Source organism: Oceanobacillus sojae, assembly GCF_007991515.1.
GTDB classification, from domain to species: Bacteria; Bacillota; Bacilli; order Bacillales; family Amphibacillaceae; genus Oceanobacillus; species Oceanobacillus sojae.
Map to the genome: position 1 here is coordinate 270,592 of NZ_BJYM01000004.1, position 17,207 is coordinate 287,798.

14 protein-coding genes are annotated in these 17,207 nt (G+C 36.5%); 3 read left to right on the forward strand and 11 right to left on the reverse strand.

All coding sequences use genetic code 11. From position 1 onward, the window contains the following. Positions 1–91: 91 nt before the first annotated feature. On the reverse strand, positions 92–1,159 hold the full coding sequence (locus OSO01_RS06650) for a CAP domain-containing protein (RefSeq protein WP_147209642.1): 1,068 nt from the start codon (positions 1,157–1,159) through the stop codon (positions 92–94). Positions 1,160–1,968: 809 nt separating this feature from the next. On the opposite strand from OSO01_RS06650, the gene OSO01_RS06655 reads away from it, so the two are divergent. Further along, the gene (locus tag OSO01_RS06655; RefSeq protein ID WP_147209643.1) at positions 1,969–2,334 is read left to right on the forward strand and encodes a YugN family protein; all 366 of its coding nucleotides are present in this window, start codon (positions 1,969–1,971) and stop codon (positions 2,332–2,334) included. 106 nt (positions 2,335–2,440) lie between these two features. Here OSO01_RS06655 and OSO01_RS06660 read toward each other — a convergent pair whose 3' ends face one another. From OSO01_RS06660 to cyoE, 7 genes are all read right to left on the reverse strand, one after another. Continuing rightward, complete coding sequence (locus tag OSO01_RS06660; RefSeq protein ID WP_147209644.1) at positions 2,441–2,896, reverse strand: DUF420 domain-containing protein; 456 nt, start codon at positions 2,894–2,896, stop codon at positions 2,441–2,443. A gap of 240 nt (positions 2,897–3,136) precedes the next feature. Beyond that, on the reverse strand, positions 3,137–4,042 hold the full coding sequence (gene ctaG / locus OSO01_RS06665; RefSeq protein ID WP_147209645.1) for a cytochrome c oxidase assembly factor CtaG: 906 nt from the start codon (positions 4,040–4,042) through the stop codon (positions 3,137–3,139). A gap of 301 nt (positions 4,043–4,343) precedes the next feature. Beyond that, positions 4,344–4,664: a cytochrome c oxidase subunit IVB gene (gene ctaF, locus OSO01_RS06670; RefSeq protein WP_147209646.1), complete on the reverse strand. Its 321-nt coding sequence runs from the start codon at positions 4,662–4,664 to the stop codon at positions 4,344–4,346. A gap of 3 nt (positions 4,665–4,667) precedes the next feature. Further along, positions 4,668–5,291: a cytochrome (ubi)quinol oxidase subunit III gene (locus tag OSO01_RS06675; protein WP_147209647.1), complete on the reverse strand. Its 624-nt coding sequence runs from the start codon at positions 5,289–5,291 to the stop codon at positions 4,668–4,670. A gap of 1 nt (position 5,292) precedes the next feature. Beyond that, on the reverse strand, positions 5,293–7,140 hold the full coding sequence (ctaD, locus tag OSO01_RS06680; protein WP_371863285.1) for a cytochrome c oxidase subunit I: 1,848 nt from the start codon (positions 7,138–7,140) through the stop codon (positions 5,293–5,295). 42 nt (positions 7,141–7,182) lie between these two features. Beyond that, positions 7,183–8,265 (reverse strand): cytochrome c oxidase subunit II, encoded by a 1,083-nt coding sequence (gene coxB / locus OSO01_RS06685; RefSeq protein ID WP_147209649.1) that lies wholly within the window; start codon positions 8,263–8,265, stop codon positions 7,183–7,185. A gap of 68 nt (positions 8,266–8,333) precedes the next feature. Beyond that, a complete protein-coding gene (gene cyoE / locus OSO01_RS06690; protein WP_147209650.1) occupies positions 8,334–9,278 on the reverse strand; it encodes a heme o synthase in 945 nt (314 codons plus the stop codon). A 497-nt stretch (positions 9,279–9,775) separates the two neighbouring features. Between cyoE and OSO01_RS06695 the strand changes: the two genes are divergently transcribed. Then, the gene (locus OSO01_RS06695; protein ID WP_147209651.1) at positions 9,776–10,693 is read left to right on the forward strand and encodes a COX15/CtaA family protein; all 918 of its coding nucleotides are present in this window, start codon (positions 9,776–9,778) and stop codon (positions 10,691–10,693) included. A 247-nt stretch (positions 10,694–10,940) separates the two neighbouring features. Here the strand turns inward: OSO01_RS06695 and pyc are convergent, their stop codons facing one another. The 3 genes from pyc to OSO01_RS06710 all read right to left on the reverse strand — a co-directional run bounded on the left by pyc (position 10,941) and on the right by OSO01_RS06710 (position 16,201). Continuing rightward, complete coding sequence (pyc, locus tag OSO01_RS06700; RefSeq protein ID WP_147209652.1) at positions 10,941–14,381, reverse strand: pyruvate carboxylase; 3,441 nt, start codon at positions 14,379–14,381, stop codon at positions 10,941–10,943. After that, complete coding sequence (gene ftsW / locus OSO01_RS06705) at positions 14,378–15,562, reverse strand: putative lipid II flippase FtsW (RefSeq protein WP_147209653.1); 1,185 nt, start codon at positions 15,560–15,562, stop codon at positions 14,378–14,380. Before ftsW ends, pyc begins: the two co-directional genes overlap by 4 nt. Before the next feature lie 357 nt (positions 15,563–15,919). After that, positions 15,920–16,201: an Fpa/YlaN family protein gene (locus OSO01_RS06710; RefSeq protein ID WP_077601049.1), complete on the reverse strand. Its 282-nt coding sequence runs from the start codon at positions 16,199–16,201 to the stop codon at positions 15,920–15,922. Positions 16,202–16,691: 490 nt separating this feature from the next. Between OSO01_RS06710 and OSO01_RS06720 the strand changes: the two genes are divergently transcribed. Continuing rightward, positions 16,692–17,138, forward strand: coding sequence for a hypothetical protein (locus OSO01_RS06720; protein ID WP_147209655.1), 447 nt, complete (start codon positions 16,692–16,694; stop codon positions 17,136–17,138). Positions 17,139–17,207 lie beyond the last annotated feature (69 nt).

Below are 17,207 nucleotides of genomic sequence, written 5' to 3' on the forward strand. Positions count from 1 at the left end.
ACAATAGTTATTGATCCAAAAATATTTCATTATTTTTTAGCATAAATAAAGAAGTCAACAATCCTGATGACTTCTTTTACTAATAAGTATATTAGAATGGCTTTCCTAAAAAGTTCTGAGTGTAATAAAATCGATATACTCCGACTCCAAGATAGCTGTATTCATCACTTAATAATGCTTCCCGGTGACTTTCACTATTTAGCCACCCCTCCATCGCAGCAGGAGCATCCGGATACTGTGCAGCGATATTCTCTCCAGCCGCCACGTAAGCAACCTGTCTCGCCTCCAGCCGTTCTTTTAATCCATCCCCTTCTAAACTGACATGGGAAAAATAATCATTCTCATACATGTCCCTGCTATGATCATACGCAACCAGGCTGACCTGGTCATCCCACTCTAAACGAGGTAAGTCTCGCTGGTAACGCATAATATTAGAGATATCAAGAATTTGCTGTTCCATTCCAGTCTGAATTTCTCCCCATTCTTCCTCACTGAATTCAGGTTGTTCAGGCAGTTCGCCCCGATACTCAATTTCATATGGTCTCTGTAATAAAAGTGCATCTCCAGTAGAGATTCTTACTGAAGAAAGTGTTTCTGTAAATGTATCAAAATAGAATTGAATAAATGTATTATCGCTTATTTTTACTAAAGGTCTCATCTGAAGATCTTCTGTAGTTAATCGGAAAGTAAACGAAGAATTATCATCAGAATAGTCTACTTCACTTAAAAAAGGAAATTTATCTGCTATTTCCACATAACTAGCACCTGATTCTATTGGGGAAATCTCCAAGTCTTCTCCGATAGCATAAACTGATACAATCTCATCTCCCAAAACCCCAAACTGCCCATATTGGCTTTCCGAGTTATTATATACATACCATTCATAATTATATGCACTAACATCAATCCTATCCGGTTCTCCCAGCTCATCCGTAAGCTCCGTTGACGTCTTTCCTATCCATTGATATAAATCGCCTTCTAAATTCATCTGAGGAAGCTCTGCTGCTGTTCCCTTGGATTCTATTGAATCTTCATCTTCAGTCAAATGTGTTGTTACTTCCCTTACAATTTCTTTAGGTGATGAACTTATCTGGTTAATAACAATAAATATAAGGAGTGCAATAATCATGATTATCATAATATTACGAATCATTTTCATGATTTAACCCCCATCCAGCAGACAAATATATAATTGAAAATCTACTTATCTACTTTATACCCTATTGTTTACTATAGTATACTTTCAAAGTAAATTGCCGGTACTTGATATATCAACAATTCTTTATTATGTACGTATTCAAAAAAACGCAATGATTTCAGCTGGGTATTGATTACTGCGCTCTTTAGTGGGGCGAGTAACCACAAATGTTTCCGGTACCCTGACCTAGTTCCAGCCCAATTAGAAATAATAAAAACAAGGCGACGAGTTTTTACGGGCAAACTGTTACAAGATATTGCCTGCTTCCACGTAAAATAAGTGATTTTAACAAAAGTTCGTTACCTCGCCATTTATCGCTTAAATCACTTTTTGAACATCATATATAATCCATTATAAAGCAAAAACACAAATAAATGTATCTAAACTATCTAATTTTAACATGAACTTGGAATTATAAAATTAAAATGTAAGCAGATGTTTAGAAAAACAAGAAAAATATTTGTTTTTAGTACTTACTCACAAAAAAGAAATTGGATAATATTAAACTAATTGTTGAATCTATCTGCTTCCTTATTTCATGAATGTAATAAGGTTAGTATCCTTTTTGTTACTTTGTAATGAAAAGCTTTTATAGTTTTCTAAATTTATTTGATATAATTTTATCAGAACCTAATTTATCAATTGCTTTCATATAGATCTCTTGATAAGTATGCCCTTTCTTTACTATCATCAACGGTTTCTATTGCATCTATTACTGTTTCGTATTATCCTTAAATTAAGCAGAATATTTTTGATGAGGTGAAAGTATAATGAGATTTGAAAACACAGGGATAGAAGACACGGTTATTGATGTTCAGGTATTGGATCATGTAACAGCTAATCTGGCGTTTATCCGTGCAGGACAATGGGATTATGAACGTGTTACTTATGATTACAAAATTGGCTCCAACGAAAAAAACATTACATACTATATTCGCGTACAAGGATATGCTATCGATGGGGATGTCGATAAACGCAATGCTGTTATTAAATTAATTACTCCTCTCCTCGGTAAACATTATTATCCTCATGGAGTAGAGTATGGCGAGGAAGAGAACTTTCCTGAAAGCGTTGTAGAAAGAGCAAACACACTGCTTGCAAAACTTAGTGAAGAACTTCAGTATTACAAGAAATAATAAAAAAAGAAAGTCAAATGAAACACAACGAAAAAGGATACAATGCTTATGTACAAGCATTGTATCCTTTTTTAAATTTAGTCTATATCAAAGCGGAAATGGTATCCTATAAACCTAAAATAGCTTTAATCATACTCGTCGTTTCACCTGGATCGTACATTACATACAAAAAGATATAAACGAGAACTCCCGTAATTGCTGTAAAAAACCAAATAATACTTGTTACGGGACCAATCTTACGATGCTTCTTAATATTCCTTTTAAATGCTAGAACAAGCGTCACAATTCCAAATACAGCACCGACTGTTGCTAAAACAATGTGGAAAATCAGGAAAATAGTAAAATAAGTTTTTACATCATCAGGCCCGCCAAAGCTTGTATTTCCTATAAATACGGTGCGTGACACATAAATAATAAAGAAAAGCAGTGCACTGACAGCAGCTGCTATCATCACTTTTTTATGCTGCTTCCTTTTATTTTTGATAATTAATGCCCAGCCGATTGCTACAAGTATTGCACTTAAAGCAATAAAAAATGTACTTATTGTTGGTAGTAAATGCATTTCTTTATCCTCCAATATTTCTTTAAATATGTATTTAAAAAGATTATAAAAACATTCCTGCACGCAGAAAAAAGCGTTTTTCTTTTTCAAGGAACGCTTTTTTCACTCAGGGAAATTACTATTTTCTCTAAGAAAAGTAAGCTGGTTGGTTTATATATAATAAAATGATTTCCAAGCCTGCTTTTTAAAGCAGGCAAGTCCCGGTATAAATTCTTTTTATAAACCTCTTGAACACTTTTTTTAATGTGATTCTGCTGTAGTTGGCGGTAGCGGATCTATTTTATTACTTTCCCCTCTAAACCATGAAAAGATAACAACTGCCAAAATAGCTCCATAAGTAAATTCCTGCATAATCTTCATTATAATACCGCCTAGCTGCTGATCCTCTAACGTACTAATCGGCGTAAACATTTCTGGTCCAGTTAAACCAGGAGCAAGTCCCTGTAAAACATTTCCCGGTACACACAGACTCATCGCCTGCATCCATGCGCCTCCCTGCGTATACGTGGCGTAAAGCGGTTCAGGAGCAAAAATAATCAATGCACATGCCGGTGTTATTAACACACTGTTTGCGAAAATATAGCCTATTTTCAATAAAGGCTGCATGCGGTCAAATTCCTTCAATGGAGACAGTAACGGAAATATCATGAAAAAAGCTGCAATAAATAGCACTCCATGCACAAAGAAATGAATGACTGGCGATGACTTCGCAAACTCAAAGAAAACAGGTACATGATAAACAGAAAATAAGCCATTAAATACTAATAATGATATTAAAGGTTTTGTTCCTATTTCTACAATAGGTTTAATGAAAGGCCGGTTAATTACTATTTTCCAAAACCAGACTGGTATTCCTACAATTATTAATATTGGAACAACAAGCAAAAAAATCGCCATTTGAATCATATGAGCAGTCAGTGTTATATGTGAAAGTAAATCAATTGGCGCACCTTTAACTAAGTATAAACACAGCAGTGCAGTATAAAAAGAAAATTGCTGCTTCACAGACGCTCTATCGTGGCCGCCAAACTTATACCGGTATGGACCTGTAATTAGAAAATAAGCTAAAGCAACCAGAACTATAAAAATCATAAAGTAGGGACTCCACAATGCGCGAAACCCAAATATTTGTATATCTAACCACATACATAATCATCTCCACTTTAGTCTGCTCTGTCTATTATACCTTAAAACAAATAAGAATTCTCTAGTAGGATTGTGACGATTTTAAAACATATCTATATATTTCTCTATCTTAACATATGTAAACCAAAGAAAACTGAAAACTCACGGGTTGCCTTCTCATCTTTCAGCATTCAAATCTCAACATGAATTTCCTTAAATAAGAATTAATTCAGTAAAATATTATATTTAAAAACGCTATGATGATTAATGAATCATCATAGCGTTTTTTAATTGAGAAGAGTTGAATTATACTATCTCTTGCTTACCACCAAGTAATAACCGTAAATGTTAATGCTACCATTACAGTAATGAAAACTCCTCCATAGATAATCTGGGAAGGTACTTCATGCCCTTTGTCCTTTAAGTGCATAAAGTAAAAAAACTGAAAACTTACCTGAACAAAAGCAAGGAGTAATATTATTGGAATAACGTAAGTAGATGGTACTTCTAACATCACAAGAGCAAATGCAACTAAGGTAAAGAAAATCATTAAAGCAAAACTGACTACCATTTTTTGCATTTCTTGTTTATTCTTTTGCTTTTGGAACGAATTAATTTTTCTTGTACTCATTTCATCCGTCATAAATTAACTCACCATCCCCATCAGATAAACAACTGTAAAGATGAATACCCATACTACATCGATAAAGTGCCAATATAGCGCAAATGTATTAAATTTAGGTGCATTATACAGATCCAGTCCCCGTTTCGCATTACGTACCATTAACGTGATAATCCATGATAATCCAAATACAACGTGCCCTCCATGGAACCCGACTAAAGCATAAAAGGCTGACCCGAATGCTGAAGATCGGAATGTAAACCCATAATCATGAATATAATGCGCAAATTCATAAATCTCACAGGCAAGGAAACCAATGCCCAATAATGCCGTAATCCCCATCCACAGCTGCATCTTTTTAAAGTCATTATTTTTCATGTGATAAATTGCATACACACTAGTTAAAGAACTTGTTAAAAGTAAAATAGTCATTAAAAATACTAACCCAAGGCCGTATAAATCCTGTGTTGTTGGTCCACTTGCATTAGAATTTTTCAAAGCAAGATATGTTCCAAACAGGCAGGCAAAAAGAACTGTTTCGCCACCAAGGAATATCCACAAACCCATAAATTTATGTTTTCCTTCAGTTGTTGCTTTTGAAGGATCTTTGGGCATATTCTTTGGATCAATGGAATGATCATGACTCATATTAATCACCCACCCTTTCTAGTTCTTCTTTAGAGATATGATGTCCGTGGTCATCTTTTAATGAACGGGTCAGCATACTGATCAATGCAATTGCCATTCCTGCATATACAGCAATTAACCAGTATTTGTTTCCTGTTTGATAAATAAATCCATAGGAAGCAATAGTAAACCCGATAGTCATAATTAAAGGAAGAATTGATCCATTTGGCATATGAATTTCATCCACAGGCTCTGCTGGAGTCATTTTTTTATTTCCTTCCATTTTTTCAATCCATAATGGATCCAATCCACGAACTAACGGCAATTGTTTATAGTTATAATGGACCGGCGGTGATGAAATTGTCCATTCAAGTGTACGCCCGCTTCCCCAAGCATCGCGAGGGGCTTTTTTACCTTTGATGGTTGTGTAGATTATATTAATCAAAAATACAATAACACCAAATGACATAAAGAAAGCACCAATGGAACTAATTAAGTTACCTGTATCCAACCCTTGATTTTCCAAGAATACCCAGTAACGACGCGGCATACCCATTAAACCTAAGAAATGCTGAATAAAGAATGTTAAATGGAATCCAACAAAGAATGTCCAAAAAGATATCTGCCCCAGTCCTTCATGCAAATATTTTCCAAACATTTTTGGCCACCAGTAATGCAGTCCAGCTAATATACCAAAAACTGTTCCTCCAACAATAACATAGTGAAAGTGTCCGATAACAAAGTAAGAGTCATGATATTGGTAGTCAGCAACAGCTGATGCAAGCATAACACCTGTCATTCCTCCAATAGTAAATGACGGAATGAAAGCCAACGACCATAGCATTGCTGAATTGATTTTAATGCTGCCTCCCCAAAGAGTGAACAGCCAGTTAAATATTTTAATTCCGGTCGGCACAGCAATTGCCATTGTTGCAACGGCAAAAATAGAGTTTGCAACTGGTCCCAGACCTACGGTAAACATGTGGTGAGCCCACACCATAAATCCTAAGAATGCAATTAAGAAAGTCGCAAATACCATTGCTGTATATCCAAACAAACGCTTCTTAGCAAATGTAGGGAAAACCTCACTAAACACTCCAAATACCGGTAAAATCAAAATGTATACTTCCGGATGTCCAAATATCCAGAATAGATGCTGCCAAATTACGGCGTTTCCACCTAATGCAGCATCGAAAAACGCAGAACCAAACATCCGGTCAAACATCATTAAGAATAATCCAACCGTCAATGCAGGGAAAGCAAATAGTATTAAGATACTAGCTACAAATGTAGTCCATGTAAACAACGGCATTCTCATATAAGTCATACCTGGTGCACGCATTAATACAATCGTAACAATAAAGTTAATACCGCCCATTAATGTTCCTGCTCCAGATAATTGCAGTCCCATAATATAAAAGTCAACACCATGACCCGGAGATTGTATTGATAATGGAGCATAGTTAGTCCAACCGGCATCAGGTGCACCAGTAAACCAGCTAAGGTTTAATAAAACTCCTCCAAATAAGAATAACCAGAATCCTAAAGAGTTTAGAAATGGAAACGCAACATCACGCGCTCCGATTTGCAGCGGCATAATAAAGTTCATCAATCCTAATAATATTGGCATTGCTGCAAGAAAAATCATGGTTGTGCCATGCATGGTAATCATTTCGTTATAAAGACCTGCACTAATAAAATTATTCTCTGGTGAAATTAATTGAATACGAATAATTACAGCTTCAAGACCACCCAGCAAGAAAAAGAATCCTCCCCCTGCAAGATAAAGAATACCGATCTTTTTATGATCGACAGTCGTTAGCCAATCCCATAAGGTAGCCCCGAAACCCCTTTTTTGAGCACTAGTCATACCCAAATTTTAAACCTCCCTTTTATAACTGTCTTTCATGTTTTAATCTCCTGCACTTTCAGGTGTAATTTCTGAAGGCTGCAGCTGCAATAAATATTCTGCAATACTTTCAGCTTCATCCTGACTAAGATCCGGATACTGACCTGTCATTTTGTTTCCCGGCTTGATAGATTCAGGATCCATAATCCAATCAACCAGGTTTTCTTTATTATGTTCTAAAATACCTGCAACCCGGGAACGATCTCCAAAGTTAGTCAGGTTCGGTCCAAAAGGTCCATTGTTCTGCGGACCAGCTTCAATACCAGAAGCAGCCGAATCTGTCGCATGGCAGTTCATACAGTTATTAGCTTCGAATAACTCCTGCCCTTCTTGAGCTACAGCGTTTTCAGGTTCTGCATCAGCATCAACATTTTGCATGTCATTAACCCATTCATCATATTCCTCTGGTGAAACAGCAATGACTTTAAAGTCCATCAATGAATGTGAAGGTCCGCATAACTCAGCACACTTACCCCAGTATACACCCTCATCATAAGCTTCGATGTACATGGTATTTACGTTCTCTGCGTTAACATCCATTTTACCCGATATTGAAGGGACCCAGAATGAATGGATAACGTCAGAGGAGAGCATATGTAAATAAACTCGCTCACCAGTAGGGATATACAGGTCTTGACTTGTTTGGATTTCTTCTCCGGCATACTCAAAATGCCACCAATATTGATTTCCTTTTACGTTAACATTGATGAGTTCATCTGCCTTAGAATCATCTGCCAAATCAAATGTTGCCAGAACAGTAGGCACAGCAATAACTAACACCAAAATAATTGGAATGACTGTCCATATGACCTCCAGCTTGTGATTTCCTTCCACTTGTTTAGGAACATAATCTTCCTGTCCTTTTTTCCTGCGAAAACGGACCAGTGTAATCACATAAATCACCATAACCACAACGAACACGCCTGTCATGATTAATGTGGTCAGAATAATCAGATCCATGGATTTCTCTGCCCCATACCCTTTAGGTTCAAGTGCAGTCAGATTTTCGATTCCGCAGCCGGCAAGAAATAATGCAAGTAGCGTGAATACGAAAAATACTTTGGTTTTTCCCATCCAACCTCTCATGTAAGAATACCTCTCTTTCTTCTTGTTCTTTCCTTTTTATATTTTAATTTTTAAGGAATAACAAATCATTAATTAAATATCGGCAGTGTGACGATAATCATTAACGGAAATAAAATGGTTAAATAATTCAAAGAAAATATAAATACTAGATTAGCCCATTTCACATCTTTTTCCGTAAATAACCCCATAAAACCTATCACTAGCCAAGCAATATTTAATATTGTTGCCACAATGGTAAATGTCAACCCTAATGCAGGCATTAAGAAAAACGGCAATGGTAAAAGACAGGCAATATAAACAGCAATTTGTCTTTTAGTTATTTCCATACCTCTTACTACTGGTAACATTGGTACACCAGCCGCCTGATATTCTTCTTTCTTTTTCATTGCTAATGCAAGAAAATGTGGTGTTTGCCATATAAACATAATAAGAAACATTACAAATGGAACCACATGAAAAGAAGGGTCAACTGCTGCCCATCCAATTAGAGGAGGCATTGCACCGGATAAGCTTCCAATAGCTGTGTTTAAAGTATACCTTCTCTTTGACCACATGGTATATAAGACTACATAGCCAATCCAGCCAATAAAAGCAAATAATGCTGCATACCAGGTAGTAAACATTAATACTGCAAAGCCAAGGAAACTTATAATAATTCCTGTTGTAAGCACTGCCCGCAATGAAAAGAATCCAGTTACAGTAGGTCTTTTCTTCGTTCTAGACATCTTAGGATCAATATCTACATCATACCAATTATTAATAATACATCCGCCGGCAATAACGAATGCACTTCCGATTATCATCAGAAGAAAGGCTCCCCAATAATCACTAAAGGAGGAGTTTGTTAAAGCGATGGCCACTAAAAAACCTGTTATTGCTGTAATTAAATTTGAATTTACAATTCCGATTTTTATAAGCGCCTTCACTTCTGACAGAAAAACAGTTACTTTTTGTTTGTTTGAAATAGTCGTGTTACCGATTAATTCCGAATAAGTCATATCTACTTTATCCATAATTTCCCCCCTTCGCACCAGTAGGAAGACATAATAATAAACAGAATACACGCGTTTGATTCTATGTACTCCGTTTCCTATCTAATTATAGCATGGATTTCTTTGACAATCTAATGAACTTTGAATATTATATTACAACAATTTGAACATCCAGCTAATAAGGAGATCGGAAAGTAGATAAAGAAAACAAATTATGTATATTTTCTATTTTTTTAGAACTTTAACTGTTCTTCTGCATACCCATCCATACTATATTTCTAGCAAACATAACTGAATTATGCAAGCTTTTTTTATTTGCTGATGAAAACTTTCAGAAAACATGATAGTATTAACAAGGGTTCGTTTATTATACTCTCTGCAGGCTGAAAACTGCCTTCATAACATGGATAGTTTTAGAGGTTGTTATATTTTGTTCAAAATTGGAAAGCGTTTCCCCCAGTATTTTTGGTAAACTGGAGATACTGTATATTTTTACATAGAAGTGAGGTTACATAGATATGTTGAAAAAACTAAAAATACTATCTGTGATAACGACCATAGGAATGCTTCCTCTTCTTCTCGGAGGAGCACTTGTTACAAAAACAGGTTCAGCAGATGGATGCGGAGACAGCTGGCCGCTTTGTGAAGGAGAATTTCTTCCTGCCAACCTGCATTTTGAAATGATAATCGAGTTAAGTCATCGAATGGTCAGTGGCGCAGTTGGTATATTAGTACTTTTACTTGCAATACTATCCTGGAAAGCATATAGAAATCATAAAGAAGTCATTTTCTTGAGTTTGTCTGCTTTATTTTTTATTATTGTACAGGCGCTTGTTGGCGCAGCTGCAGTTGTGTGGGGACAATCTGACTTTGTATTAGCTACACATTTTGGGATATCTTTAATTTGTTTCTCTTCCGTTTTTTTACTTATGTTATTATTCTTTGAAATTGATAAAAAGTTACATACAGAAGATATCCATATTAAAAAGCCCCACCGGATTGAAATCTATGCAATTTCTATTTACACCATGTGTGTAGTTTACAGCGGTGCATTGGTACGACATACAGAATCAAATCTGGTTTGTTCGGACTGGCCGTTTTGCTTCAACTCTGTGCCCTTTTCTATTGGAAGCTATACATTTAATCAATGGGTACAGATGGGACACCGTTTTGCAGCTGGAATTTTATTTTTGTGGACCATCTTCTTAGCGCTCCGCATGATAAAGAAGTATGGTGACAATAATGTTATGCGGTGGGGCTGGATTATAACGCCGGCACTGATTGCACTTCAGGTTATATTTGGAGCACTTGTAGTCTTCACGCAGCTTAATCTGTTTATCGCATTAATGCATGCCTTGTTTATCACATGTTATTTTGGAATGCTAAGTTACTTTATACATTTGTCATTCCGAAGCAGCAGAAAAGAAAAAGAATAGAATTTAACATATGGCTTAACTGTAAAACGAAAGGAACTACTGTTAAACAGGGTCCTTTCGTTTTTATCCTATAGTTGCGTATTTGTTCTATTAATTATTTAAAACCCAGGCGATGCGATTGCTTTATCTGGAATATACTTTTTGTTGTGTAGAAAACATTCTAAAATTACTGTATTCTATTCGTCATATAATCACTCCTATAACATTACAACACCCCTGGCAAGCCTGCCAGGGGTGTTTATTTTGCTTATTCAAATTCGATTAATAAATCATTTACTGCAATAGAGTCTCCTGCCTGGACATGAATTTCTTTAATCACACCATCTAGCGGCGCCTGTACAGAGGTTTCCATCTTCATTGCTTCATTTGTCATTAGATGCTGTCCTTTTTTAACAGTATCTCCTTTTGCGCAATGAATTTCAAGAACCGTTCCCGGCATTGTTGCCCCTACATGATTTGGATTTGATTTATCTGCTTTCGGGTTCGCCGCAATAGCAGACTCTATATTATTATCACGAATCGTGATCTCTCTGGATTGACCATTTAATTCAAAATAAACAACACGTGTACCGTCTTCTTTTGGTTCAGAAATAGTAACTAATTTAACAATCAATGTTTTACCTTTTTCAATTTCTACTTCAATCACTTCACCAAGTTTCATTCCATAAAAGAAAGTCGGCGTATCTAATACAGACATATCACCATAGGTGTTCAAGAAATCTTGGTAATCTTTGAATACTTTCGGATAAAGTGCATTAGAAATTAAATCATGGCTGTTAACCGGACGATTCAATTCATTATACAGCGCATCACGCATCTCTTTAAAATCTACATCCTCTAACAACTCACCAGGTCTGACCATAATAGGCTCTCTATCTTTCAAAATCAGTTTTTGCAGTTTTTCCGGGAAGCCTTGATATGGTTGTCCAATGTACCCTTGCGCAAATTCGATTACAGAATCAGGGAAGTCAATGGATGCACCTTTTTCATAAATTGTTTCCTCATCTAAATCGTTTTGCACCATAAACAGTGCCATATCCCCCACTACTTTAGAAGATGGAGTAACTTTTACAATATCTCCAAACATATCATTCACTTTACGGAACATATCTTTTACTTCATTCCAGCGATCACCAAGTCCGACAGCCTTTGCCTGCTGCTGCAGGTTACTATATTGTCCACCCGGCATCTCATGGTGATAAATTTCGGTATGCGGAGCCTTCATACCACTTTCAAAATCTTTATAGTACTCCCGGACACCTTCCCAGTACTGTCCAATTTCCTCATATTTCTCGATATTCAGCTCCGGCTGGTATTCCGTTCCATCTAATGCATAATATAGTGACTGCGCACTTGGCTGTGATGTCATTCCAGACATGGAACCAACAGAAACATCTACTGCATCCACACCTGCTTCAATTGCTCTTGAATATGCATAAACACCGTTTCCGCTTGTGTCATGTGTATGCAGATGAATTGGAATATCCACTGTTTCTTTTAGAGTGCTGATCAGCTGATACGCTGCTTCCGGCTTCAGTAATCCTGCCATATCTTTAATTCCCAGAATATGGGCACCTGCAGTTTCTAATTCTTTTGCCATATTTTTATAATAATCAATATCATATTTCGTTCTGCCTGTATCTAAAATATCACCAGTATAGCAAATAGCAGCTTCCGCAATTTTATCTGTTTTACGCACATTATCAATTGCTACCTGCATGCCTTCTACCCAGTTTAAGCTGTCAAATATTCGGAATACATCTATACCAGCTTCAGCGCTCTTTTTCACGAATAATTCAATAACATTATCAGGATAGTTCTTATATCCAACCGCATTGCTTGCACGCAGCAGCATTTGGAATAATACATTCGGCATGCGTTTTCTCAGCTGCAGCAACCTTTCCCAAGGGTCTTCTTTTAAGAAACGGTATGCCACATCATACGTTGCCCCGCCCCACATTTCTACAGAAAATAGGTTTGGAAGTAATTTTGCTGTCGGCTCTGCAATGTGAATTAAGTCATTTGTACGTACACGTGTAGCTAATAATGATTGATGTGCATCACGAAATGTCGTATCTGTTAATAATACCTGTTTCTGTTCTTTCAGCCATTTTGCAAGCCCTTCAGGACCGCGTTCATCTAAAATTTGTTTCGTCCCCGGCTGTATCTCTATATTTTCAGTGTTAGGGATAAACAATTTATCAAAATCCGGCTTTTCTTGTTTTTCAGCACCATCCACACCATTTAAAGTCGTATTTGCGATATACGTCAGCATTTTGGTTCCGCGGTCACGCCGTACCGGGAATATAAATAATTCTGGTGTTTTATCAACAAAAGTCGTATCATATTCCCCTGATAAAAATTGCTCGTGAAGCATAACATTTTCAAGGAATGGAATATTTGTCTTAATTCCTCTGATACGGAATTCCTTTAAGTTACGTACCATTTTAATTGTTGCCTGTTCAAAGTCAAGAGCCCAGGTAGAAACTTTAACTAATAATGAATCATAGTGAGGTGAAATAATTGCTCCCTGATATGCATTTCCAGCATCCAGACGGACACCAAATCCGCCCCCACTGCGGTATGCATTGATTTTTCCTGTATCAGGCATGAAATCATTCAACGGATCCTCAGAAGTTACACGGGATTGAATAGCGTATCCTTGCGTTGTAATTTTGCTTTGTTCCGGTATGCCGACCTCTTTATCGTGCAATCCAAAACCATCAGCAATTTTTATCTGTGTTTGAACAATATCAACACCAGTAATCATTTCAGTGATTGTGTGCTCCACTTGAACACGTGGATTCACCTCGATAAAGTAAAAATCATTATCAGTTACAAGAAACTCAACTGTACCTGCATTAATGTAGTCAACATTTTCCATCAAGTCTACAGCTGCCTGACAAATCGCTTCTCTTAAATCATCATTTAGCGACAGGCTCGGGGCAACTTCAATTAATTTTTGATGACGCCGCTGTACGGAACAGTCTCTTTCATATAAATGAACAATATTCCCTTGCTTATCACCAATAATCTGTACCTCAATATGCTTTGGGTTCTCAATTAATTTTTCAACATAAATTTCATCATTGCCAAAGGCAGCCTTTGCTTCTGATTTTGCGCGGTCATATGCATTTTCCACTTCATTTACATCCTGAACAACACGCATTCCTCTTCCACCACCGCCAAGCGATGCCTTAATAATAATTGGGTATCCATGCTCGTCTCCAAAAGCTTTTACCTCTTCTAAAGATTCAACCGGACCATCACTTCCCGGAATAATCGGCAATTTGGCAGCCAGAGCTTGTTCTCTCGCTTTTACTTTATCTCCGAACATATTTAAATGTTGGCTGTTAGGACCAATAAAAATAATGCCCTCTTCTTCACAACGTTTTGCAAATTCAATGTTTTCAGAAAGAAATCCATAACCTGGATGGATAGCATCCACATTTACTTCCTTTGCTAAAGCTATAATTCCTTCAATATCCAAGTAAGCATCGATTGGCTTCTTCCCTTCACCGATTAAATATGCTTCATCCGCTTTAAACCGGTGAAACGAAGCAGAATCTTCGCTGGAGTAAACAGCGACTGTACGGACATTTAACTCCGTACAGGCGCGAAATACACGTATAGCAATTTCTCCTCTGTTTGCAACTAATACTTTATTAATCTGCTTTAAGTCTGTCATGCTTTACCACCTCTGTATGAATTAATAGATTTTCTTTGAAATAAGCCAGATTTGGGTGCCAGCTCTTCCTTTTCAATTTCTTTCTTATTAACCTGCATAGCTATATTGTTAAGAATTCCCATGGCTATCATCATGAACAATAATGAAGATCCTCCATAGCTAATAAATGGTAAGGGAACACCAGTAATTGGCAGAACCCCGCTAATGGCACCTAAATTAATAAAGGTTTGAATTCCTACCATTGATGCAATTCCAAGTGCAAGCAAGGATCCAAAACTATCCTGGCACTTTCTTGAAATATATAGTCCTCTAAAAACAATTGTTGCCAATAGACCTAAAACGATGGCCACACCTACAAAACCAAGCTCCTCTGCAATAATGGCCATAATAAAATCTGTATGACCTTCTACCAGAAAGCCAAGTTTTTGAATACTCTGGCCTAGCCCTTCTCCTGTTAATCCTCCATTACCAATTGCAACATACGATTGAATTAATTGATAACCGTTTAAATCCGGAGAATTAAATGGCTGGTAGGCTCCTGTAAAACGGGATAATCTTTCCTCTGTTACCATATTCGGAATTGCAAACGCCAGTAAGACCAGTCCAGCAAAAACCAGAAGAAACAGATGCCTCCATTTAATACCAGAAGCAAAAATCACGGAACACGCCATTAGAAAAATGATGGATGCTGTTCCGATATCAGGCTGCCCTACAATCAATCCAAGGACCAATGCAGTGATTATTAGCGGAGGCAATACACCTTTACTAAATTGGTCTAAGTATGCCTGCTTTTTAGAATATATAGCAGCCAAATAAATAATTAAGCCGAGCTTGGCAACTTCAGCAGGCTGTAAGCTGAATGGGCCAAAACGAAACCAAGATCTTGCATTATTTACTGTATCCCCAAAGAAAAGAACAGCTACCAGTAACACAATACAAGCTATAATGATTAGCTTCATCAATCGCTGGTAAGTCTGGTAAGGCAGGAAAGATATGATGGCAAAACCGATAAGCGCAACAATAAAGAATATTGACTGTCTTATAAGATAATAATTGCTGTTAAAACCATCTACAACAGCTACTACCATACTTGCACTATATACCATTACTACCCCAAAACCAGCTAATAGAATCGGCGCAATCATCAATGTGAAATCGAAGTGTTTCCAATTTTTTAACATTATATTTTTCTCCCAGTCATTATGTAAGATTAAGAGATTTTTAACAGTATATCATAATATCTATAGAGCTGTTATTATTTATCTCTCTTTTGCCAGTATACATTTTTTAACATATTTTAAACAATAGCGAGCTCTAAAAGATTTAAAAAGAGCTTCAAAACTTTAGATTATAAGCTTCAAATCTCTTCTTGGGCTAACTTTTGTTACAGATGTCTTTATTTGTAATGCTTTTTTTGAATACGCTTTAAGCTGTCCTTATGTTCTGCGCTGCCTCCTGTTATACTATAAAAAAACCTTGCCGCTCTTTCAATTGGCAAAGTTTTATTTTAGTACTGTCACAGTTACAGGCAGTTATAATCACAATGTGCTTTGTGAGGCCTCATGTAGTATATTAAGCTTTTTCTCCAGATTTCCTAATAGATTTCGTCCCTCTTCTTCTGTAATTAATTCTAGGCGAACGGCAAAATCAATCTCTCTAGATAAGCCAAACATCTGTGTATCCAGTACGTCCTCATATACAGGACATTGTGGCATTGTTAAATTTTCTATCTGAACCTCGATTAAACGAAGTATCTTTTCAGCATCAGCTTTTAAAAGAGCGTGGGCTTTTTCACGGTGATTAATCGTTACATCAGGCATCAATATAATCCCCTCCGCATTTATCATTCTTGATATAATATTATCGCTACAAGCGCAAAAATGCAAATCTAATTTAAGTATATTATTAAAATTACTCTGTTTATATCCTATTAGTACGTATTCAAAAAGTACAATGAAAAGGACCAGTCGATCAGGAAAACGTCGTCCCGGGGCGCAATTGCTCACCCCATCAAAAAGCTCAGCAGCGCACTTTGCACGTGTTGTGGCGGCTTATGCGTTACCCGCATTGCAGGTGTTTTTAGTAAAAAATTCTCTTATCACCGCGTCATTTTTACTGGATTTTTTGAACATCCTCTTTTATCCAATCTAAAATAGATGAAAGTAACTCCGATCTTTGCTATTGTTATAAACAGAAAGAATATGCACTGTACTTTTGATGAAGAGCGGGTTTATTCTTCATCCGTTCTCCCGCATGAAGCTTTCTCACATCACTGTACATATTGTAATTAATTTAGGGGGATAAGATAACATGATTGTAATGATTAAAGGAAATGTCGGGTACCCTATCACACTTGATCCTACTGTATGGATTTTTGATGATAGAAAAATTGAACTGGAAAAAGCTTTTATAGAAAGAGAAGTAAACAAAGACAGTGAATCCATTTTTCAGAAACCTCCCGTTAACAGAAGCATCTCTAAAATGGAGGGAGAAGAATACTTAAAGAACAGTTATGTGATCCCATTACATGACTTTCTTAATAATGCTGAACCTAAGGCTAATGCTAAAGAAGCCGAATTCATTAAAAACAATGGAAAAAATGAAAAAATATCATTAGAAGATGCAAAAAACGGCTACTTACTTTTCTCTCAAAAAGGTAAGCCCCTGTGTGAAGATGGTCCTGTACACTTTTATTATAAAGATGGCTCTAATCAGGATAATCCGATTAAACACATTAAGGAAATTCATATACACTAAATTATAGTTTTCCTTATATATTATTTTAAAGCTTCTGCAGAGAAACATTTTTGCAACACGTACTTTATG